Here is a 21411-nt window from a genome sequence, read left to right on the forward strand (position 1 = left end):
TTTAACTTGTTTACTAGTGTAAGAACGTAAGGGTAACTACCGCGCTTTGCTTGGTGGCCTTCTCATCAAAGAACAGAATTCATTCTGTTCTTTGATGAGAAGGGAATGGGTAGTTCAAGCTCAGTCGCAGTGGGGCTATTTTGTTCCATCCTTTTCTATCTTGTCCTTTATTGGGTTTAAAGCCACTGAATCATGTGCACTCCAGTCTCTAGTTGAGCGCGTCCAACGTTCTGGATGCTTTTGTTTCGCTAGTTCATAAACTTCTTTGCGCTTTTTCAGTATCCCAATATGCGCACCTGTGTGGCATTGTTCTGGCGTCACAAAATTTATACCACTGTGTAAATGTATACAGTTATACCAATTCACAAATCTTAATGCCCATTCACGTGCAGCCTCAAGTGTTTCAAAGCCTCTGTACGGGAATTCAGGTCGATATTTCAGAGTCCGAAACATTGCTTCAGAATAGGGATTGTCATTACTTACTCTTGGTCTTGAATAAGAGCTTTGGATCCCTAATTTTTCAAGTAATACCTGAAATGTTGCGGCTTTCATGGGACTGCCATTATCGGAATGTAAAACGAGTGGTTTACCTTGGATTTTTTCACTAATAATCGTCTTCTTCATTAAATCTTCAGCGTGTTTTGCCTCCTCTGACTCCCAAATCTCCCAACCTACGATTTTTCTACTAAAAATATCGATAATTAAGTAGAGTCGATAAAACAAGCCTTTCACCGGCCCTTTTAACCACGTTATATCCCATGTCCATACCTGGTTTGGGGCTACTGCTAAATGACTTTCTGGTAATCTACCCTCGGGCTTTTTGCTTCTTCCCCGATGATTTTGCATTTTATGCTCACGAAGAACTCTATAAAAGCTAGATTCGGAGGCGATATAAATGCATTGATCTGCTAATTTTGGCACGATTTGAGTAGGCGGTAGGTCTACAAATTCCTCTTTTTTAACAACCTCCAGTATCTCTTGTTTTTCCTCTATCGTTAATTTATTTTTTGGCTCTGGACGTAACGCAATAGGGCGTTGATCCTCCTTGATTCCACCTTCTGAAATCCAGCGTTCATAGGTGCGAACGCTAATGTTCAATTCTTTACACGCCGGGGCTAATCGCGCACCATTTTGGTTTGCTTCTTGGATGAGTTCTACTGCTAGTGCGCGATCTGACGGGCTGATCATTCGTCCTCTTGGTCCCCCCAGATCGCTTGGGCCTTTTTTCTTAATAGTAATAAGGCTGCAGCTTCTGCCAATGCTTTTTCTTTTTTACGCAAATCTTTCTCTAATGCCTTTCCTCGCTTTTTCTCCTCTTTTAATTCTTGATTTAACTGCTTTGTTTGACTAGATTCTCGCCCATTTGCATTAAGGCATGAATCTCGCCATGCGTCAATCTGTTCTTTATAAAGTCCCTTTTTTCGACAATACTCCGCTAGCTCCGCACCATTCATTGAGTATGTTTCCATAACTATGAGAAACTTATCTTCACTGCTCCAGTGTTCAGAACTTTGTCCATCTCCGGGTGTGGGGTTTCCAGATGATCTAGCCTCTTTTCTCCACTTGTAAAGCGTGGGTTCAGTAATGCCCAACTCTTCACTTAATTGGCCAACCGATTCATTAGTGGGGGGCATCATTCTCTTAATAATTGATGCTTTCTCTTCCTTTGTATAACGTTTACCATTATTACTTTTCATGTCGATCAACCTCCGTGTATGATTTAAACTATACACTAAAGTTCCCTACGACATCTATCCTAACAGAGGGGGTTTATTAAAAAATAAAAAGAATGATATTTTAATTGGGGAGATTATTGGGCATCTCAATCAGAGAATCGGTGATGAGTATTTTGAATACAGATTAATCTAATTGGTATTAAATGGGGTATTTGAAATAGAAGGAGTACCAAAAGTGATGAGGTTTTATAGTGTGAAGCTTCATGAGAAATATAGGAGTTAAAAAGTGGTCATTCTTTGATCACTTTTTTCTTGATATTTATTAGTACATTCAAATAAAAAAGTAGGAATTAATCTTAAGGTGAAAAAAAATTTCGGCCAAAAGTTAAATAGAACCGTCTTATTATTATAAGTAAGAAAGTAGGTGAGGGACATAAGTACCGAGAATACAGAAGAAAATGAAAAAGAAGTAACTTTTATAAGGCTTTTTCAGCAATACGAGCATGACATATACCGGATGGCTTATGTTTATGTCAAAAATAAAGAGGATGCATTAGATATTGTACAAGAAACCGCTTATCGTTCTTTTCTAAAGCTTAGCAGTTTAAAGGATTTATCGTTGTTTAAGTCATGGTTATTAAAAATTGCGATAAACTGTTCCATTGATTTGTTAAGAAAAAATAAGAAATTAGTTTATTTTCAAGTGGAAAGTACATTAGAATCTTCAAGTCCTATTAAAGAGGATATTCCACTTTCAATATCTTTACAAGATCTATTGGTTATATTAAACGAAGAGGAAAAGACGGTAGTATTGCTAAAGTATTATCAGAGTTATACGTTTAATGAGATATCAGACTTGTTAAATATGCCACTAAGTACAGTCAAATCTGTGTTATATCGTGCGCTTGAGAAACTTCGGAAAAAAGTAAGGAGGGTGGATATGTATGGATAATAAAATCAGACAAGAATTAGATAAAATCGAGATACCGGATGAGTTACATAATCGAGTCATATTAGGGGTGCAAAAAGCAAAAGAAGATAATCAAATCCCTGTAATAAATAGCTCTGCAAGTATTAAAAAGCAAAAGTCGAAGCGAAAGAAAGTAATCGTAACTTGGATTACGGCAGCTATTTTAATGATTATACTGTACACCAGCTCTGGGCTTGTTTCGCCTACAATGGCAAAAATGATTTCATCTATCCCATATTTGGGTTCTGTTTTTCAATCGAAATCCATTATGACAGTAATTTATGAGGAACTAGAAGACAAAGGTTATGAAATAGAAAGTATGGGATCAACCTATGACTCTCAAAAAAAGATTACTATTAGTATTAAAGGTTCGGATTATTATAAAGAAGTAAGAGATGAAGTGAAAAAAATTGCTATAAGTATACTGAACGAAAAGGGGTATGATGCTTATTCTGTTGAGGTGGATGAATTTAAAGAGAGAACAGATTATGTCCTTAATGAAGAGGAAAAGGCAGAAAAAAAACTACTCGAGCAAAAAGTGGAAGAAAAAATGAAGCAGTTGGATTACAAATATGATATGGTTCAAGTCGATCCCACTGAGAATGCTATTTTTATCAATATTGTCGGGGACAAAAAATATTTCCGCTCTATAGAGAAAGAGGTGGAGAAGGCTGGGCTAGAGGTGACAAATGAAAATAAATTTAAAGGTTATCGGATTCTTCCAACCAATACAACGGTGGAAGTAAGAGTTGCTGATAATATAGCACCAATCGAATCAGCAATTGTTGAAGGTTTATTATCTAAAAAAGAATACAAGGTAACAGGTGTAAGCTATAAAAGGGTACCATTGACATTTATTATTAGTACCTCCGAATTAAGTACCAACCCTACTGCAAAACAACTAGGAGCTGAAATTGAAGGAGAAATTGTGGAGTTTTTGAAGTCTGATGAAATAGTGGAAATACTAGCCAATGAAGAGTATAGTATTATTGTAAACAGTAAAGACAATAAGAAAATAAACTAAAAGAAATATGGGAAGTCACATCGACTTCCCATATTTCTTTTAATCTGTCATATTTTTGTTGATTTATATAAAGATTTATATAATGCGGCATATTCAAAAGTGCCTCCATTATATTTTAGTCTTTCTTCCTCTGTTTTATCCCCTTTTTGTGCCATCCAATTAAGCTGTTTAGTATTTAAATCCCGCTTTCTGTATATAATCAGGTTCTGTGGCATCATCATAAAAATTGCTTCATGAGACATCCACATTAGTAAAATTACAAGCAATGCACCGATTAAGCTTGATAAAGCTGCATAAAAGTCTCATTAATCATTTAGTCGAATAGGAAATTATGGTAAATTAATCATCTGAAATTTTAACATACATAGTTAATTAAACATTTTATACAAATATTTAAGTCCGTTTGAATAGTTTCTTGACGAAGGACCCATTTTGTGACACAATAACTACCGAACGGTCGGTAGTTAATTGAAGGGGAGGTTATTAATTTGAATAAGTATTGGCTCATGGTTTTTAGTGCAGGGATTGTAGAGGTTGCATGGGTTTCTGGTCTAAAACATGCATCCACTTTTTTAGAATGGAGTGGAACGATTCTCGCAATTGTCATCAGTTTTTATTTATTAATATATACGACAAAGTATTTACCAATTGGAACGGTTTATGCGGTATTTACAGGGTTAGGGACAGCTGGAACAGTGATTGCAGAAATAATTTTATTTAATGAACCAATTAATTTAGTGAAGATACTATTAATTTTAGTTTTATTAATTGGCGTGATTGGCTTAAAAATGGTAACGGATGAAGGAACGAATCAAGAGGAGGCTTGAGTACATGGCATGGTTAGCTTTAATTGCAGCCGGGGGTTGTGAAATAATAGGTGTTTTAAATATTAAACGTTTTACGATGAAAAAATGGGATGCGCTCCTGTATTTAATTATTGGTTTTATGTGTAGCTTCGCATTGTTATCATATGCGATGAAAACTATCTCCATGGGAACAGCATATGGTGTTTGGACAGGAATTGGAACAGTTGGCTCTGCGCTATTAGGGATGTTTGTATATGGAGAACCCAAGGACGGTAAAAGAATCTTATTTATTTCGATGATTCTTGTTGCAGCAGTTGGTTTAAAACTAATCGCATAAAGGAGTGAGCGATATGAAAAAAGAAGAAATTAAAAAAGCGGCAATTAAGTATTTTTTACAAAAAGGATTTGAAGGAGCTTCCCTGTCAGAAATTGCAGAGGAAGCTGGAATAAAGAAAGCATCAATTTATTCTCATTTTAAAGGAAAAGATGACTTGTTTCTCGAAGTATTAAGGGAAGCAAAAGCAGAAGAAATAAAGCGCAAAGAGCATTTTTTCAAAAAAGAGAAAAGTAGCAATCCAGAGACTTTTCTTTACGATTATTTACTTTACACAAAAAAGATGTTCCAAGAAAATGAAATAATGAAGTTCTGGCTAAGAATGGGATTTTTTCCACCCATGCATTTATATGATGTCATCCAAAAAGAGGTTATAGAAGCAGAGCATTTTCAAGAACACTTAATTGGTCAAAAAAGTAGCAAGTGGATCGAACAAAAACAAATAGTCGTAAAAGATGCAAACACATTTAACTTAGCTTTTACAGGTATAATCATGGCAATCATGGTAGAAATCGTTTATTTTAATTCGGAAAGAAGAGTCGATGATAAATTAGAAGCATTGTGGGATGTTTTTTGGAAGGGTGTTTCGAAGTAAATAGATTAGCAAATAAAGACGAAGAAAATAAACATGAATCTCATTAGTATCCATTTTTCAATTGAAAGCGAATAGGAGAATTCAAATGGCTCAAAAAAGACTTTTATTATATGGAATAATGTCTATTTTGTTTTTAATAAGTATATTTATTTATCAAAAAGTGACGGATGATACATATAAGGGAATGACAATTATCCCTGAACAGCAGAAGGATATTCCATTATATGAAGGACTTGAACCTACTGAATATTATTACAAAATAGATGGTGACCATTGGTCCAAAGTTTATGAATACTATTTAGAAGAGCTTCCTAAACAGGGATGGACCGTGGAATACAAAGGTACTGCACTTGATGACAATGATTCGGAAAATGATTGGTCTGGATTTTATTCTAGATGGAGAAAACCAGGGTTTGATGGGGAATTATCACTTTCAGCACATTATAATCATTCAGAAGATCAAACGGAAGTAATGTTTGATAACCAACAAAGGTAGAGAGTACAGCATGGATAAACGAATTACTAATGCTTATTTTAATGGCATGTTTGCAGTGACTTGTTTTCAAGGAAGTCATGATATATTAACACCAATCAAAATAAAGGAGCTGCTTCTAGGTTATATTCCTCATGTTAGATTGATGAAAATGGAAAATTATGGCACTGGACTGTTTAAGAGAAACCATCTGAACTTAATAGAATTGCAAAAGATAGTATCTAGATATATGTGAAGGGGAATATAAATGACTGAAATAAAAACACTTTCAATTCCAGACCCAATAACTGCTCTGCTAGATAACTATGAGATGACTATTGAAAGGTTATATATATTTCATCGGTTACTACCAGAAAGGGATATAAAAGAGAATTCTTTGTATCGACTAGCTGAAGAGTACTATAAAGTTTTAAAGCTTGTTTCTAAAGAGATGTATAAGGATTATTCAGAGGAGTTGTTACCTGTACGAGAGTTCTTAGAAGAAATGTCCGAGAGACTAGATGATAATGAAATTCAGAATTTAAATAAACCATTCTTAGAATAAATCTTGGAAACCAAGCCCTATAAAGTGTTTGCCTCTGCATTTCTTCTCGAGTATTGTTTTAACATTTATTTAAAAGAATCTAATGATAAAATTCTTTGTAACTATTGTGTTGCATGCCTGTAATAAATGAGAGACTTCTTATGTCGCAAACGGGGTATGTTAGTAAAACAGGGATATGGATTTAATTTTATAAAATATAGAAGAAGTTTTAGGTGAAGAATTAGCAAAACTATTCTTTGGAGGAGACGATGAAAAAAATTTCCAGAACCCAATTACATAACATATCAGATAACTGGTTGGACGGAAGAATCGAATTTAGCATCAAAAGTAACAAGACAATTTTATCATCTCCAATCAAGCAGTCAGGTTGATGAATGGGAAATAGAGACAGATAATCACCACTTTAAATTATTTTTGTCTCCATTAGACAACTTACCACAGATAGTTTCTCCTCAAAATGAGTGGGTTGATTACTTATTAAATGAGATCGACAATTTGTAATGGAATACGCTTATTAAAGCAATTGGTGCTTTCCTTAAAATAAAAGGGATGCACTTATAGCATTAAAGATAAAGACCAGGTTAGTAAAAAAGGATATTTACATAATAATAACGAATTGTTGTTGAACAGAGTATAGAAGGATAGTGGTAATAATGAAATCAGACCGTGTATAGACATTCAATAGTGACAAATTATATTTGCAGGGTGATAAGTCGATGATAGGAATAAGTATAGCAACGAATTGGGAATATAAAGCGACATTGGAATATTTCAGCATAAAAGATAGTGAACGTTTCGCTTATCCTTATGGTGAATATTTCATAAGAACAATTAATGATACCAAACTTGTTTTTTATAGTACCGGTGTAAGAAAAGTAAATGGTGTAGGTGGTAATCAGTATATGATTTCTAAATTTAATTTAACTAAAGTAATCGTTGCTGGAACATGTGCAGGAATAGATGATAAGTTCAATAATTTGGATATTTTTGTACCCGATAAAGCCGTTCAATATGATTGCACAGTAAAAGAAATCGAGCCTTTTATTAAACAATCCTTCATAGTCGATATTGATCTATCGAAATATGGAAATGATTTTTATACCGGAACAATTGGTACTGCTGATAAAGCAGTAGTTATGTGGAAGGACTATTTAGAACTTAAAGAAAATGAAATAACAATAGCGGATACAGAAGCGGGGGCAATTGCTTATATCTGTGAGAAAAATGATGTTGAATGTATTATTATTAAAGGAATATCAGATTTTCCAACAGATGAAAGAAACGCTGATAAATTCGAATCAAACATGGAACAAATTAATGTTTATTTAGAAAACACGCCCAAAGTTATGAACAAAATATTTGGCGAATATTTAAAAAAATTTATATAAATCTTTTCACTAGCGTCGCATAAACATTGACGGAATTTTCCGTTATTAATTATCCTTACTTTTGAGTAAAAAGAAAGATGATTAAACATAGGTAGTAAACATCCATTTTTTTACTATACCTTGTGGCGAGTGTGATAGAGACAGTGATTGGCTTATGGGACAGTGTTTCCCCCTATTTTTCTCAACCAAATGTGTTCCGGTTTCCATAAAGCTGCTTTCAAATAACGACTAATTTGTAAGTACGATCGCTTACTTTTCGTGTTCCGTTGAGCCAGTACATTCAAGCAATAGACGATCATCGCTATATACACTTGGTTGTGCACAGCTTGTTCACTCTGTCCAAAGAATTTTTTGATATTCAAATGCTGTTTCATCCATTTGAAAAACAGTTCAATGGCCCACCGTGATTTGTAAAGTTCAGCGATTTCATCCGCACTTAAATCAAAACGATTCGTTAACAAGTGTAGCTCATTTCCTTTTGTATCCCATACTTTGATCAAACGGAAAACATTCTCCGATCGATTTTGTGTGGTTCCAATGACGACCATCTCATCCGATAACACAGAAGAATCTTCTGGTAACGAGAGTGTTTCAAGGCTACGTACAACCGCATTTTTACGCAGTCGAGAGACGAAGAAATAGCCTTCATCTGTCATGCGATCGAATCGTTCATAGTCCAAGTATCCACGATCAAACACATACATGCATTCTTTGTCATCGACCAGGATCTCAAGCTGGCCTCGGTCATGTTCGTTGGCATTTGTAAGCACGGATTGATCTGGATAGGAATGACCTTTTTCCATAAATACGAGGCGTAGATGGAGCTTCACACCAGATTTGGTTTTTCGAAATTTTGCCCACTTATGGTTGTTCAAGTTTAATGGTAATGTACTGGAATCAATAATTTTAAGAGGTGTTGTCGTTTTTCGTCTCGCTTGAAAATCAGTCTTCCGATGAATTTGCTTGACTAAATCAAGAAAAATAGTTTGGAAAAACTCCGTTGGAACCAGATTTAATCGCCTACCCAGTTGAGAGAAACTAATGGAATCAAGTTGAGTGGCGTTTTGTAATTCTTCTGAAAACACGCAATCACTTAATGCACGCAAACTCTCCGTTTCATGGAGTTGTGCATATAGTAGTAATTTCAAAAAGGAAGTCATATGCAGCTTCTTCGTATAGTAATTTAATTGATAGTTTTTCACTTGTTCCTCTAACAAATTGTTGGAAATAGGTGAAAGCCATTGTTCAAATGATGTTTTTCGTGTAAACTTATCCATGCGTTAGTCCTTTATTTTGGATTTGGATAGGTTACTACCACCAACCCATTATAAAGGCTTTTTTTATAGAAAAGTTTATTTGCGGAAAATTTAATTTATTTAGCTATGTTGAATTATTTTAATGCGACACTAGTGAAATCTTTTTAAAGTTAGACCATTTGAGATATTTATAAATTGATGAGTTGGAACTTTCTCCTCGTAATATGTGGGTTATTTTACAAGTTGCATAATTCTATTTGATGACGAGAAGCTTCGTATAGACGCTAATCAAAACAAAAAGAATTTTTTGAAGGAAGGAGTTGGGTAAAGGGATGAATCAACACAAAGAAGAAAAATTAGAAAAACAAAAAATAGTTCAAGAACTTTATAGAGAAAGAGTACAACAAAATAGAGAAGCTAAAAATGATAACCGAGTTGGTAAAGCGTTTGTAAACCTTTGCATTGTTATGTTTTTGGTTTTTACAGTAATGGGGATCTTGTTTGACTGGGGAGTTAAAGTGCCGCGGATTTTTGGGATTTAGACATAAAAATACAGCAATACTTACTTGGTGCTTTAAATAATGATATAAGAGAAATAAAGGAAACGCGAGGAGTTAGATGAACCACATCGGATTGGATTTTGATGATACACTTGTTGATATGAGAAAATCGATTGTACAGCTTTTAAATAAAATACATAACCAAGATTTAAATTACGAGGAAATGGTAGAGTATGCAGTTTCGGATTTATATGGGTATTCCTTTGAAGCATTTTTAGATTTTTTTACAAAAACCAAAAGGTACTGCATTTAGCTAAACCGTATCCATTTATAATCGATGTTCTTAGTGAACTAAGCAAAACTTCAAAACTATCAATAATGACGGGAAGACCGAAAGCTTGGATGAATTCAGCGGAACTCTGGATTGTTAAACATAAGCTGCCATAGATGATATAATATGTGCTTCAGAATATAAAAATGGTAAACCTGAATGTGCTTTAATTCATAATGTCACTCTATTTATTGAAGACAATCCTTCCCATGCATTAGCTGTTACGAATAGTGGAATGGATGTATGGCTACTTGATAAGCCATATAACCGAATATCTAATCATGAACGAATAACGAGAGTAAAAGACTGGAAAGAGATAGACACTTTGTTATTAAGGTAAAGGTTTTATAACAAACTAATGGAAAATAAATTCTATAAGTTAATTAATAAACACTCATCCTTAATCCAGCAACTACCTCTTCATGATGGATCATACACTCTTTTATAGATAACACTGCAAAATAAGACAATGGAGGTAGATCTTCTACTATAGAATCATTTTACAATCATCCTTATTATTATTCTGGTTGAGAAAGATATTTTGGAAAATAAAATAAAAAAAGTTTAATGAATAAGCTGTGTCTGTTATTAATTGTAATGAATTCTTCATCGTGATCCTCCTAATTCCAAAAATGTATTCAATGTTTATTCATCATTTTTTGAAGTAAAATTGAATCAACGATCCAAAAAAGGAATGCGCACATAATAAATAGGAAATAAAATTCTGAGGAGTGAAAAGGATTTTTTATACCGAAAATCATTGCCACAATGCCTGTTATCACCCCCGAAAAAACATTATAGATAGCAAGGTAGAGAATACTAAATTTCTTAGGCCGTTGATTTAAGAAAATCTGCAGAGGTGACGCGATAACTAGATAAAAGCAAAAGAAAATGCAAGTGAAGATTAGTATTCCAAAAAAACTAAAATAGGGTGAACCAATAAGTTGAAGCATACTAACGAAAATAGCGGAAATAAGGGAAGTAAGTAACGAGCGAGCAATCATATCAATATCTACACTTTTTAATTTCATACACTGTCTCCCATAAAAGCTTCTATTTCATCTTTAAATCGTATAGCTTCTTCTAGAAAGGGATAATGATTGCTTTGATTAAACACCAATAATTTGGAATGAGGGATGCACTCATTCATTTCGACCGAATAGGGAAGAGGGCACTGTACATCAAATTTTCCACAAATGATTAATGTTGGAGTTGTAATCAGTTTGAGTTTCCTAGTAACATCAAATAGTTGCACTTCCCGGCTAAAATAGTTCAGTCTAATGGAGGATATTTTCTTCTGGATAGGCAGGAAAAAATAATCATCATACCTTTCAGAAACATATAAGGATAACTTTGTCGGTTCTTTTATTAATGCCATTTTTTCCTCCACTGTTAAATCAGAACGTTTTAGGTTTTCTATCAAATCTTGCATTTTTTTATAGGATGGATGTTCTTCATTGTATATACAATCAGGAGAAAATGTCATATATTCTCTTGCAGCAGCCCCTACTAATATGAGTTTTCTCAAGCTGTTAGAGCAATATATTCCATATATAACTCCTAACATGCCCTCAGTGGAATGATCTGCAAAGCTCCATTTTTTATATCCTACTGCTTCACGTATTGCTTCTAAGTCAAAGATAGACTCTAATAATCCTAGTTCATACGGTTGAGTAGCTTCATCTGAGCTACCTGCCTTCCGTAGATTAACAAGAAATACTTTATGCGTACGGACAAAGGAGTCTGCAAAATAATCTCCTGTCTCATTAAATTCTGAATAATGATGGGTAACACAAAGAGGTTCACCTTGCCCTTTTATGAAAATTTCAAATTTCCCCCGAGAGGTATGTAATAGCTTTCTAGTCCATTTCTTCATAAATACTCCTTTATGGTATACACCAGTATGAAAATGTTGAAAGTTAGTTCATTTAATCTGCTAATCTCACAAACTCAGCATCATGCCGGATATCTAAATATGGGATTATTGAATAAACATTTTATCTATTAATTCTACTATTTTTTCATTATCCCCTGTACCCACCTTAACTAGCTTCGTATCATTAATAAAAAAATCAATATAGAATTGTTCACCAGCTGGGTATTTTCCATCCCATCTATGTGGCACTTTATATACATTAATCGTGCCATCCCCATTGCCACTATATGTAATGGAACCTTCTGCTAAACGTGAGCCTGATAAATGAATAACATCTTCTGGATAATTAGCACTTGTTTCGTCATTTGGATTGAGCGGTTCCCCTTCATGAAATGTTTGAACAGATAATGCATCTATATCCTGAGTTGGCCCAAGCTGCAACCAAATTCTCGCGTATTCGATTTCTTGAGCAGAATATTTAGACAATGAAATCTCTTTTTTCTTTTCGGATGTACTATTTCCATTGGTGTTGTCTAATTCTGTAATAACTTTCTCCGATTCAGGTTCTTTATTTGTTTCAGTACCATTCAGATTTTTTTCATCTGAACTGGTGGAAGGCTTCAGTGTTGAAGATTCATCATTTTCAAGTTCTACTATCTCTGTACTAGATTTAGGAAGAGGGGGGCTGTTCTCAGAAGAGTATTTCGACGAATCATGTGAACAACCAACTAGTAATAGAACAAATAGTAAAATTGCATTTATAGATAAAAGTTTATTTCGGATACTCATTCCATCATTCCTTTCTTTCAAAAATACAGGTATAGTATATCATATATATTGGAAAATGTTGTATATGATATTTTGGGCATGATAAAGTTTAAGTGTCTTGGAGTAGATAATTAAAGACAATTGAATTATAGGTTAAAAGATTTAGCTCGTTTGAATCGTCTATAAGAAAATAAAATAAAGGAGAGGCTTAAAGTAAAACGTTTTTCCTTTACACTTGCAATATCTTTTGTTGCGATTGATTTTATGGTGGATATGTATTTAAGTAAACAGGAAACTTTGATAATCACCGGTATCAAGTGGCGCAAGTTGACGATAAAGTAAAAGAAAATGGAGAAACTACTAGTACAAGCAAAAAAATAAATTGAAAAGAGAACAGAATTATGGTATCAGTTAGACGGTATAGTTGATATTTTGTTAGAGAGCATCCAGTTGGTCCGACCTATTAATTTTGATGAAGCTTTGGCTTTGAATTTGAATTGAAACTAATTGATAGGTTAACCGTCATATTATATAAGGAGGTGTTAGAGTGAAAAGAATTGTTTTATTTATTCTTTCCTCAGCATTTGTGTTAGGACTTTTTGCTTGTTCTAACGAGAGTGTACAATCAAGAAATAATAACGGTAAAGTTGTTAAGAGTAGCAAAGAACAAGTTGAAAAGGTTGTGAAAAAAGGTGATATTCGAGAAAAAATTTGGAACCAATTGTCATCAGAACAACAAGAATGGATCAATGGTACTTGGGAAGATGGAAAGATTTCTAAAATTACTCTGACTGAGAATATGATGTCTCAAGTTGATGATAAAACATATGAAGGAAAAGTAGTATATTTGCTTGATTTTCCTACGAAAAGTAAATCCAGTCCAAACAATATGATTGCTTATGCAGACATAAATACATTTGATTATATAGGTAATGGTCTTGTTGATTAGGATAGCTGAAAGCGAGAAGGGGGCATTGCAATCTTCCATTTTCCTTAAGGGCATGTACTTTATGAATTTCGTACGATTCATAATTGTACAAAAAGTTGAATTACAATGGTAAATCCCATTATTGTTTAGAAAAAATAATAACAGAGTAAATAAATTTTGTGAACTTTTATACATAAAATGATGAGTGGGTGAAGAGAAGATTATGATAGAAATTAAAAAGGCAGAACCTAAACATGTAGAAGGAATTGCAAAGGTTTGTAGTAATGGCTATTGGGCAACATACTCCGAGCTGCGTTCTAAAGAATATATTACTAGAATTATTTCAGCGTTTTATAACATTGAAAGAATACATAATGAAGTAATGGAAACTAGCAGAGAATGGGGAGGCTATTTTGTTGCCACTGAAAATAAGGAAGTAATTGGAGCAATTGGAGGCGGGATGATTAATGATACTGCTGGAGAGGTTTTTGTCTTATATCTTAATCCTAATAGACGTAATGAAGGTATCGGTACAATGTTATTAGATGGGCTTACAAAACAGCAGAAGGAAGAGTTCGGTGCGAATGAACAATGGGTGTCTGTTGCAAAAGGAAATCAAAAGGGAATCCCTTTCTACGAAGCAAAAGGATTTATTTTGAAGAATGAACAAGATGGATACGGGAATGTAGAGGAAGAAAAGTACACTTCATTGAGATATTGTCGTGTGATTTGTAAGAAACATTTGGTGAAAAGGTTAGTCAAACGAGAAATAAGAAAAGCAGGGCAGAATAGTTTAATAAAACAAGTATAGCAATTCCCTTTATAGTTACTGCTGCATATACTTTATCAGCGATTCTCTGTGATTAATACTGGAGGTGTTTGTTTATGATTAATACTGAAAGCATCTACATGTCAGCAAAAAAATTCAGATTTTCTTTCACTCATTTATTTTTGACGCTTTTACTTTTTTCCACGTCGTTTACTTCTTTTGAAAATGCATTTTCAAAAACATTCGCGTTCCTATTAATCGTCAATGTTACTTCTTTTACAAACGAATATTTAGTTATTCAATACTTTGAAAAAAACAGCGAAAAGAAGAGCAATAAAAAATATGCAAATTTCGTTGCTGTTCAAGTACTTCTCACTGTAATCATGTTCGTAGTTTACAAATTTATGATTCTTGCTTAATCTAGGTTCTCGAAAAATACTGCCTAAACCTTTCTCGGGGAAAGTAATCGGTTAAAATAAAATCCGTTATTACTTGGAAATCAACTACAATTACTTTTGAACAAATCTAAACTTAATAAGTTTTCAATGCTAGTTACTTTTAGTAAACCAGTGATCGACTTTTAATTCCCCAAATGTAGCAATAAAAACAAAAGAATATCTCCTAAATTCGCTGCGTATAGTCAGGCTAGCAAGTTCTCAACCGAAAACATGCTAGCCTGTTCAATCTAGTTATTCAACCACACTTAAAGTTCCAGTTTATCATACATGAATTCCAGCTTCGACTAATTTCCAGACAGCTTCAAATTCTCTTTTAAAGTCAATTTGTGACCAATTTTCTGCAAAGGAAGGAGATGAAAAGTAAGCAAATGCCATGAACAGAGCTTTTAGTATACTCTCATCCTCAATTCTACTTGCTTCTTTTAAGCTACTAAGTAAAGCTGTCATGTGACGAGTTAAAACTGATAGATTTCCATCAATATATGTTGTATATAATTTAAACATTTCTGGTTCACGATGATACGATTGATATTTTGATTCACTTAAAATCCAAAACCAATCATGAATGATTTCCTTTGTAGAAGAATAATTTTTAGTGTCAAAAGGAAATAGTTTTGTTAGTTCATTATCAAGCCATGAAAGGGCGAGTGCTGTCCATAATTCTTCCTTTCCTGTGAAATACTTGTATATCGCTGCATGACTTGTTCCTAGTTCTTGGCCAACCTTTGAAAGATTGACTTTTTCCATTCCTTGTTTCACTACCATACGGTGAGCAGTTGCTAATATGAGTTCTTTACTTAAATTTTTCATGTATTAATTATACAACATTATTGGTTGAGGTAAAATTGAATGTCTAGTTACAAAAGTTGACTTTTGTAACTAGTTAAGATAAAGTTGGATTTGCAGTTACAAAAAAATAAATATGTAACCAATAGAGGAGAATCTTATGAACATTTCAAATAATACCATTATTATCACCGGCGGCACTTCAGGAATAGGTCTTGCTTTCGCTAAAGAGTTGTTAAAACGTGGGAATAAAGTCATTGTAATTGGTCGTAATCAAAAAGCAATTGATAAGGTATTGAAAGATCACAAAGGACTAATCGGTTTACAGGGGGACGTTTCTAGTGTTGATTCAGTTCGCAAAATGGCAATATTCATTCAGGAAAACTATCCCGAAGCTAATGTTTTATTCCATTCAGCCGGCATTATGCGTGCTTTTCCATTACTAGATGAAAAAATGGAGTTAGAGCAGGTCACAGCTGAAATTACAACAAATCTTAATGGAACAATATGGATGACCCAAGCTTTACTACCACAACTTTGTGAGCAAAAGGAAGCGATGATCGTTACTGTTAGTTCTGGCCTATCTTATGTAACTTCACCTGTTCATCCAGTGTATTCTGCAACGAAAGCTGGGATTCACATGTATACAGATGCCCTTCGTATTCAATTAAATAAGTCAGATAAAAATATTCATGTGATGGAGTTGGTACCGCCGCTTGTTGCGGAAACAAATCTAGAACCGAGCGTAAAAGAAGGAGACAAATTTCCAAATATGACTTTAGATACATTAGTTAAACATGGTATCAAAGGTATGGAAAAGAACAAAAAACGAGTAGTTCCAGGTCTTTCAAAAGTCTTGCGCTTTGGCGGGAAATTCTTTCCTGACACACTGGCTAGCTCAATGGTGAAAAATGAGAAATAAGATTCATACCACAGTAGGGTATTTAGCTCAAAATAATATTAGATGACACAGCACTATGACTAAACTCATAATAAAAGATGTTATATATGGATTATTAAATGTTTAAACAGTAGCTCGTGTTAGCATTTTTATAATAAATGAATGTGAAAATTAAATAAATTCTAGTTGGAAACGTCTATAACCTAGATATTTAGGAGATTAGACGTTTTTTAGTTTGCAAATTATTCTAAAGGTTTAACGCTCAATCTCTGAATTAATCCTCGTTATATTTATAATATTGGGTCTTTGCTATATATCAATCGGAATAGATTAATGGAAGAAGCATTCTATATGAAATAATTCCAAGAAAAGAAGTTATTAAGATTGAAAAAGTAGCATGCAGATAGAATTAAGGATTTGGCAGATGTGAACGAACTTACTCTATTGAAGAACGTCAGCCAGAACTAGAAATATAGCGTCAAAAACAGTTTTAGAATAAGCTGGACTACAAAAAGAAGGAATTTTAAGGTAAAATAGACTTTTACATAGTGAGTAGCTCAACTACCTGGGTACGTTTTTTCATTAAGATGATGGACAACTCATAATAAAAGGCTGTTTTCTAAAGAATTGTTGTTTTTCAATCGAAAAAAAGAATTAGTTGGAAAAATGAAGCAGCCGGAATACACGTAGACTCCTGTGGGATTAGCGAGACAGTCTGAGACCCCGGAGGCGAAGCTGAGGAGGCTTAAGCTTCGCCCCACGGAAAGCGAAGTGTATTCCAGCTGCGGGTAATCGCAACAAACTTTACGAAAACAGCCTAATAAAAACTTAAAGAGCTTGGTCCAGAAGGCAAAGAGGAAAAGATTACAAGGTGAGTACCTTTTAAGATATCGCTTTTCTACGTATCCAAATAAACATTTTTTCTATAATATAATAAGATACAATAGTATTGTGAGGACTTTTCAAATGATAGACAATGAATTTTTACCAAGTATTAAGCTGTATCGTCTTATTATTAGCTTGTTAATTATATTAATGAGTGCAGGGTTAGTATTAATTTACGAAGAAGATGGACGAATTATTTCTCTTTCTTTAGTTTTTCAATTTTTATTTGTAGCATGTATTGCATTTCTATTAATAATTTTTCCGAATAAAGATTCAATAAATGTTAGAGCTGCGATTACTTTTTTCATGTCTGCATACTTTTTCTTTATGTTTTTACGATTTCCTGACAGATTTGCATCGTTATTACTTATTAGTTTTATCCCAGTAATCCCTATATTGTTTCTACATACTAGATTGTTCTATGTAACATTGCTGAGTAATATTACGATAACTGTTAGCATTATTATCTACTTGATGATGTATGACACACGTAGTATACATACTTACACCTATTTGGATTACTATGGAGTAGCCATTAACTTCCTTGGGACACAGCTTATGCTACTTTTCCTCTTCCTTCTCTTCCAAAAAAAGATGAAGGATCAAGAGTTATATTACGTTCAAGTTAAGGAAGATGAAAAGCTAAGGACAACTGGACAGCTTGCGGCAGCTGTTGCCCATGAAATTCGCAACCCTATTACGGTAGTAAAAGGATTTATCCAACTGCATGAAAATGATCATTCGATACCAGAGCATATCAAAAAGCATTACAAGCTGATGTTGGATGAGTTACAAGCCGCTGAAACAGTTATTTCTGATTTTTTATCACTCGCAAAGCCTGTGGAAACCAAGACAGAGATTGTATCAGTCAACCCTTCACTTCATACTGTGATGGACTTATTAAACACCTATGCGTCGGTTGATACTATTCATATTGAGTTAGAAATTGAAAATGAATACAAAATCCAATGTAATATCTTGGAGTTTAAGCAGTTATTTGTGAATTTATTAAAAAATGCGATTGAAGCTTCACATCATGGAGATACAATTCGAGTAAAAGTAACAAGTGAAAAGGATATAGTGAAAATTGTGATAGTCGATAGCGGTTCAGGAATGAACCGAGAACAACTAGAGAGGATAGGAACCCCTTTCTACTCATTAAAAGCCAAAGGAACAGGACTAGGCTTAATGATCTGTTATAACATTGTCCAAAAATATAATGGAACGATTAACTTTTGGAGCGAGGAAGGAATAGGGACAGAGGTTACAGTGACCTTTCCCATTGTAAAAACGGATGGTTAGGAAATTATTATATACAAACTAAATGAAGTTGAAGTCAGTATATTTCAAAAGACTGTCCACAGCAACTGTCTTCAACAGCAGAGTGGATGGCAAATCTAGCTACGGATTGGGATAGAAAGTTAGAATGGATTAAGCGCATAGCAGAAGATTAATAATGGAAGTTAAATAGACGATTATAGACTAGTTTTGATCGAGCTGTGTAATAAAATATTTGAATTAACACACTAGTGTTGCATTAATTTAAATTCACTATTAAAAATACTCAAAATGTTCAATATTATTATTTTGCGCAAAGAAAAAGTCCTTTATAATGGATTAGTCAGGTGGTAACCCGTCCAAATCCACTAAAAAAGGACCATCACATGGACAAGATTACACGAAAAACTTCATTTGGACAATGGTTTTCACCTATAAATCTTCAATTATTTGAAGAAAACGTGAAAACGATGAAATTAGATTACTATACGAAAAAATTAACGACAGAGTCATTTCTAAAATTACTACTTTTTGCGCAGCTACAAGAAATTGAAAGTCTGCATGCGCTGGGTGATTGTCTTTTCGATGACCAGCTTCAAAAAGGGATAGACCTTGATTCTATTAGTATTTCTCAGTTGTCACGGCGGTTAAACGGCATAAACCCTGATCTATTTCAAAGGCTTTTCCTTGATTTAGTGTCACAAATTCATGCCAAAACGCATTACACGAAACTCGTGATGCCGTTAAAAATCATTGATTCAAGCACATTGCCACTTAATTTGACCAATCATAAATGGGCTAAATTCCGCAAAACAAAAGCAGGTGTAAAGTTACATTTGCGCCTTGTGTTTATGGAAAAGGGTATATCCTATCCTGAAAAGGCCGTTATGACAACGGCAAAAGAACATGACCGTGGTCAGCTTGAAATCATGGTGGATGACAAGGAATGCATGTATGTGTTTGACCGTGGTTATCTAGACTACGAGCGCTTTGATCGCATGACTGATGATGGCTACTTCTTTCTTTCACGGCTACGCAAAAATGCAGTCATACGGAACGTTTACGATTTTAAGCTACCCAAGGATACAGCTGTTTTATCAGACCAAATGGTGTTGATAGGTACGACTCAAAACCGTGCTGAAAATTACTTTCGGCTTCTAAAAGTGATGGACTCAAAAGGAAATGAACTTCATTTAATTACAAATCGTTTTGATTTAAGCGCCGAAGAAATTTCAGAAATGTATAAATCACGGTGGGCAATTGAGCTGTTTTTTAAATGGATCAAACAACATCTCAGCATCAAAAAGTTCTACGGTCAAAGCGAATGGGCGATTCAAAATCAAGTATTTATCGCACTAATTGTTTTTTGCCTACATGTTCTCGTGCAAATCGAGACCAGAAGCAAGCGAAAAACCTTACAGATTAGCCGTTATCTAAGGGCTGCATTGTGGAAACCAGCGAATGTTTGGCTTCGAAAGATTGAAGGAAAAGCCATCCCTTAAATATGCAAATTGTCGTCGTTGCAAAAGTCTAATTGTAAATAAATTTCCAAATGGATGGGGCCACCTTTGATTGGGTATTTACTTTTTTGCCTCTAAACAGGGAAGGTGAGTAAACTGAAAATTATGACACTATTTATGCAACACTAGTGGAATTAACATTAAATAAGCTTAATGTATTGCCGAAAGACACATTATTCGTAGGAGATGACTTAGAAAAAGATATTGGCGGATGTCAAAGGGCAAATATAAAGGGGATATGGTTCAATCCTTATAGAACGGAGAATCATACGAAAATAAAACCATATGCTGAAATTCATACATTTGATCGTTTATTAAGTTATATTACATGATTATAATAATTTATTTGGTGCTTTCTAACTGTTGTAATAAGGAAACTTTTCACCAATATTCATAACCTCCATAAAGTATAATGGGGGTTATGAATATGAAAAATATTGAGTATCATCAAAAATACTTTCGTCCATCTCGATTACCAGCATTAAATCTTGGACTATTAACGTCCGAGTTTTTTAATCCTTTTTATGGTAAAATATATAATGAAATACAGTTACCTGCTGAATTAACTAAAACACCTGAAGACACTATTCTAAATTATTTTCGTATATTACTGGAAGCAGGAAATCTGTTAGGTAGAAGCTGTGGTTCGGTTGGTCAAGGACATATGCCATTTCCAATTGCTTATAATTTCTTATCAAAAGAATATCAAGAGAAAGTAAGTTATAAGGAGTACGTACAAACATTTGCTGGAGTTGGACATACGAGTTTAATCAAGCTTTCCAAAATAGCTACTGAAAAACAGGCAATACGTTTTTTTTATGAAATTGAAACTATTGTAGGTTCCATAGATGTCACGGCTGAATATTTTGGGTATTCGTATGGATTTATGGAGATTATATATGAACATTCGGGCTACCGAATTAATACAAACCAACAAATTCGCGAAGATTTTCTATGTGCACCCTACCATCTTTGGGAGCATGATGCAGAAGCAGCTATTGATATAAAATATGGAGAATGGTGCAAGCTGATTAAGAAAAGATATCCTACAATAAAAAAAGACTATGTGAAGTATATTTACTTTCAAGGCACCGATGAAGCTGACTATTGTATTATTTTCTTTACTTTAACGAATGGCACGGATATAGAAATTATTCAGTATCGTAAGGAAAGCAATGAAGATTGGAAACAGGTAAAACTCGTTCCTGAAAAAGATTGTTTGCAAGAACCTTGAAAACAAAGAGAATATATTATTAATAAAAAATTCAACCATTAGAGTACACTATTGGTGTACTAGACTTTATGACGGCTTTATTTCAAAAGAA

The 21411-nt window shown here is 33.9% G+C and carries 24 protein-coding genes and 2 pseudogenes; 19 read left to right on the forward strand and 7 right to left on the reverse strand.

Translation table 11 applies throughout. The features are described 5' to 3' along the window. Positions 1 to 135 precede the first annotated feature (135 nt). A pseudogene (locus HHU08_RS11395) lies at positions 136 to 1697 on the reverse strand (IS3 family transposase). A gap of 403 nt (positions 1698 to 2100) precedes the next feature. Between HHU08_RS11395 and HHU08_RS11405 the strand changes: the two are divergent. From HHU08_RS11405 to HHU08_RS11445, 9 genes are all read left to right on the forward strand, one after another. Then, positions 2101 to 2628, forward strand: coding sequence for a sigma-70 family RNA polymerase sigma factor (locus HHU08_RS11405; RefSeq protein WP_169188493.1), 528 nt, complete (start codon positions 2101 to 2103; stop codon positions 2626 to 2628). Then, positions 2621 to 3670: a DUF4179 domain-containing protein gene (locus HHU08_RS11410; RefSeq protein ID WP_169188494.1), complete on the forward strand. Its 1050-nt coding sequence runs from the start codon at positions 2621 to 2623 to the stop codon at positions 3668 to 3670. Before HHU08_RS11405 ends, HHU08_RS11410 begins: the two co-directional genes overlap by 8 nt. A gap of 488 nt (positions 3671 to 4158) precedes the next feature. Beyond that, entirely contained in the window at positions 4159 to 4497 is a 339-nt protein-coding gene (locus HHU08_RS11415) for a DMT family transporter (RefSeq protein ID WP_101731307.1), read from the forward strand. Between the two features lie 4 nt (positions 4498 to 4501). Further along, a complete protein-coding gene (locus HHU08_RS11420; RefSeq protein ID WP_016205159.1) occupies positions 4502 to 4813 on the forward strand; it encodes a DMT family transporter in 312 nt (103 codons plus the stop codon). A gap of 13 nt (positions 4814 to 4826) precedes the next feature. Beyond that, positions 4827 to 5405 (forward strand): TetR/AcrR family transcriptional regulator, encoded by a 579-nt coding sequence (locus HHU08_RS11425; protein ID WP_169188495.1) that lies wholly within the window; start codon positions 4827 to 4829, stop codon positions 5403 to 5405. An 85-nt stretch (positions 5406 to 5490) separates the two neighbouring features. Beyond that, positions 5491 to 5901 carry a hypothetical protein gene (locus tag HHU08_RS11430; protein WP_169188496.1) on the forward strand — a complete coding sequence of 137 codons (411 nt, stop codon included), beginning with the start codon at positions 5491 to 5493 and terminating at the stop codon, positions 5899 to 5901. A gap of 10 nt (positions 5902 to 5911) precedes the next feature. Further along, a complete protein-coding gene (locus HHU08_RS11435; protein ID WP_169188497.1) occupies positions 5912 to 6133 on the forward strand; it encodes a hypothetical protein in 222 nt (73 codons plus the stop codon). Positions 6134 to 6145: 12 nt separating this feature from the next. Beyond that, the gene (locus HHU08_RS11440) at positions 6146 to 6442 is read left to right on the forward strand and encodes a hypothetical protein (RefSeq protein ID WP_016205153.1); all 297 of its coding nucleotides are present in this window, start codon (positions 6146 to 6148) and stop codon (positions 6440 to 6442) included. A 716-nt stretch (positions 6443 to 7158) separates the two neighbouring features. Beyond that, the gene (locus HHU08_RS11445) at positions 7159 to 7830 is read left to right on the forward strand and encodes a 5'-methylthioadenosine/S-adenosylhomocysteine nucleosidase family protein (protein ID WP_169188498.1); all 672 of its coding nucleotides are present in this window, start codon (positions 7159 to 7161) and stop codon (positions 7828 to 7830) included. Positions 7831 to 7982: 152 nt separating this feature from the next. On the opposite strand, the gene HHU08_RS11450 is transcribed toward HHU08_RS11445, so the two are convergent. After that, a complete protein-coding gene (locus tag HHU08_RS11450) occupies positions 7983 to 9107 on the reverse strand; it encodes an IS4 family transposase (protein WP_016205491.1) in 1125 nt (374 codons plus the stop codon). A gap of 311 nt (positions 9108 to 9418) precedes the next feature. Here HHU08_RS11450 and HHU08_RS11455 point away from each other — a divergent pair, with 311 nt between their 5' ends. Continuing rightward, positions 9419 to 9628, forward strand: a complete 210-nt coding sequence (locus HHU08_RS11455) for a hypothetical protein (protein WP_169188499.1) — start codon at positions 9419 to 9421, stop codon at positions 9626 to 9628. 76 nt (positions 9629 to 9704) lie between these two features. After that, positions 9705 to 9899, forward strand: coding sequence for a hypothetical protein (locus tag HHU08_RS11460; RefSeq protein ID WP_169188500.1), 195 nt, complete (start codon positions 9705 to 9707; stop codon positions 9897 to 9899). A 505-nt stretch (positions 9900 to 10404) separates the two neighbouring features. Here HHU08_RS11460 and HHU08_RS25450 read toward each other — a convergent pair. From HHU08_RS25450 to HHU08_RS11475, 4 genes are all read right to left on the reverse strand, one after another. After that, a complete protein-coding gene (locus HHU08_RS25450) occupies positions 10405 to 10527 on the reverse strand; it encodes a hypothetical protein (protein ID WP_263479875.1) in 123 nt (40 codons plus the stop codon). A gap of 28 nt (positions 10528 to 10555) precedes the next feature. After that, positions 10556 to 10948 (reverse strand): UPF0715 family protein, encoded by a 393-nt coding sequence (locus HHU08_RS25945; protein ID WP_169188501.1) that lies wholly within the window; start codon positions 10946 to 10948, stop codon positions 10556 to 10558. After that, entirely contained in the window at positions 10945 to 11793 is an 849-nt protein-coding gene (locus HHU08_RS11470) for an alpha/beta fold hydrolase (protein WP_169188502.1), read from the reverse strand. Before HHU08_RS11470 ends, HHU08_RS25945 begins: the two co-directional genes overlap by 4 nt. 105 nt (positions 11794 to 11898) lie before the next feature. Beyond that, entirely contained in the window at positions 11899 to 12582 is a 684-nt protein-coding gene (locus HHU08_RS11475; RefSeq protein ID WP_016205148.1) for a hypothetical protein, read from the reverse strand. 526 nt (positions 12583 to 13108) lie between these two features. Here HHU08_RS11475 and HHU08_RS11480 point away from each other — a divergent pair. The 3 genes from HHU08_RS11480 (at position 13109) to HHU08_RS11490 (ending at position 14677) form a co-directional block, all read left to right on the forward strand. Beyond that, positions 13109 to 13510: a hypothetical protein gene (locus HHU08_RS11480; protein ID WP_169188503.1), complete on the forward strand. Its 402-nt coding sequence runs from the start codon at positions 13109 to 13111 to the stop codon at positions 13508 to 13510. 202 nt (positions 13511 to 13712) lie between these two features. Further along, positions 13713 to 14300: a GNAT family N-acetyltransferase gene (locus HHU08_RS11485; protein ID WP_169188504.1), complete on the forward strand. Its 588-nt coding sequence runs from the start codon at positions 13713 to 13715 to the stop codon at positions 14298 to 14300. A 74-nt stretch (positions 14301 to 14374) separates the two neighbouring features. Beyond that, on the forward strand, positions 14375 to 14677 hold the full coding sequence (locus HHU08_RS11490; RefSeq protein ID WP_016205145.1) for a hypothetical protein: 303 nt from the start codon (positions 14375 to 14377) through the stop codon (positions 14675 to 14677). Between the two features lie 300 nt (positions 14678 to 14977). Here the strand turns inward: HHU08_RS11490 and HHU08_RS11495 are convergent, their stop codons facing one another. Further along, positions 14978 to 15526 carry a TetR/AcrR family transcriptional regulator gene (locus HHU08_RS11495; RefSeq protein ID WP_016205144.1) on the reverse strand — a complete coding sequence of 183 codons (549 nt, stop codon included), beginning with the start codon at positions 15524 to 15526 and terminating at the stop codon, positions 14978 to 14980. Positions 15527 to 15662: 136 nt separating this feature from the next. Here HHU08_RS11495 and HHU08_RS11500 point away from each other — a divergent pair, with 136 nt between their 5' ends. The 5 genes and pseudogenes from HHU08_RS11500 to HHU08_RS11520 all read left to right on the forward strand — a co-directional run bounded on the left by HHU08_RS11500 (position 15663) and on the right by HHU08_RS11520 (position 21320). After that, entirely contained in the window at positions 15663 to 16424 is a 762-nt protein-coding gene (locus HHU08_RS11500; protein ID WP_169188505.1) for an SDR family oxidoreductase, read from the forward strand. A gap of 945 nt (positions 16425 to 17369) precedes the next feature. Next, a complete protein-coding gene (locus HHU08_RS11505; RefSeq protein ID WP_169188506.1) occupies positions 17370 to 18590 on the forward strand; it encodes a sensor histidine kinase in 1221 nt (406 codons plus the stop codon). Positions 18591 to 18952: 362 nt separating this feature from the next. Then, on the forward strand, positions 18953 to 20068 hold the full coding sequence (locus tag HHU08_RS11510) for an IS4 family transposase (RefSeq protein WP_169187985.1): 1116 nt from the start codon (positions 18953 to 18955) through the stop codon (positions 20066 to 20068). Positions 20069 to 20211: 143 nt separating this feature from the next. Then, positions 20212 to 20418: pseudogene (locus HHU08_RS11515) on the forward strand (HAD family hydrolase); the annotation flags it as partial. Between the two features lie 95 nt (positions 20419 to 20513). Continuing rightward, positions 20514 to 21320 (forward strand): hypothetical protein, encoded by an 807-nt coding sequence (locus tag HHU08_RS11520; protein ID WP_169188507.1) that lies wholly within the window; start codon positions 20514 to 20516, stop codon positions 21318 to 21320. Positions 21321 to 21411 lie beyond the last annotated feature (91 nt).

Source organism: Niallia alba (genome assembly GCF_012933555.1).
Lineage (GTDB): Bacteria > Bacillota > Bacilli > Bacillales > Cytobacillaceae > Niallia > Niallia alba.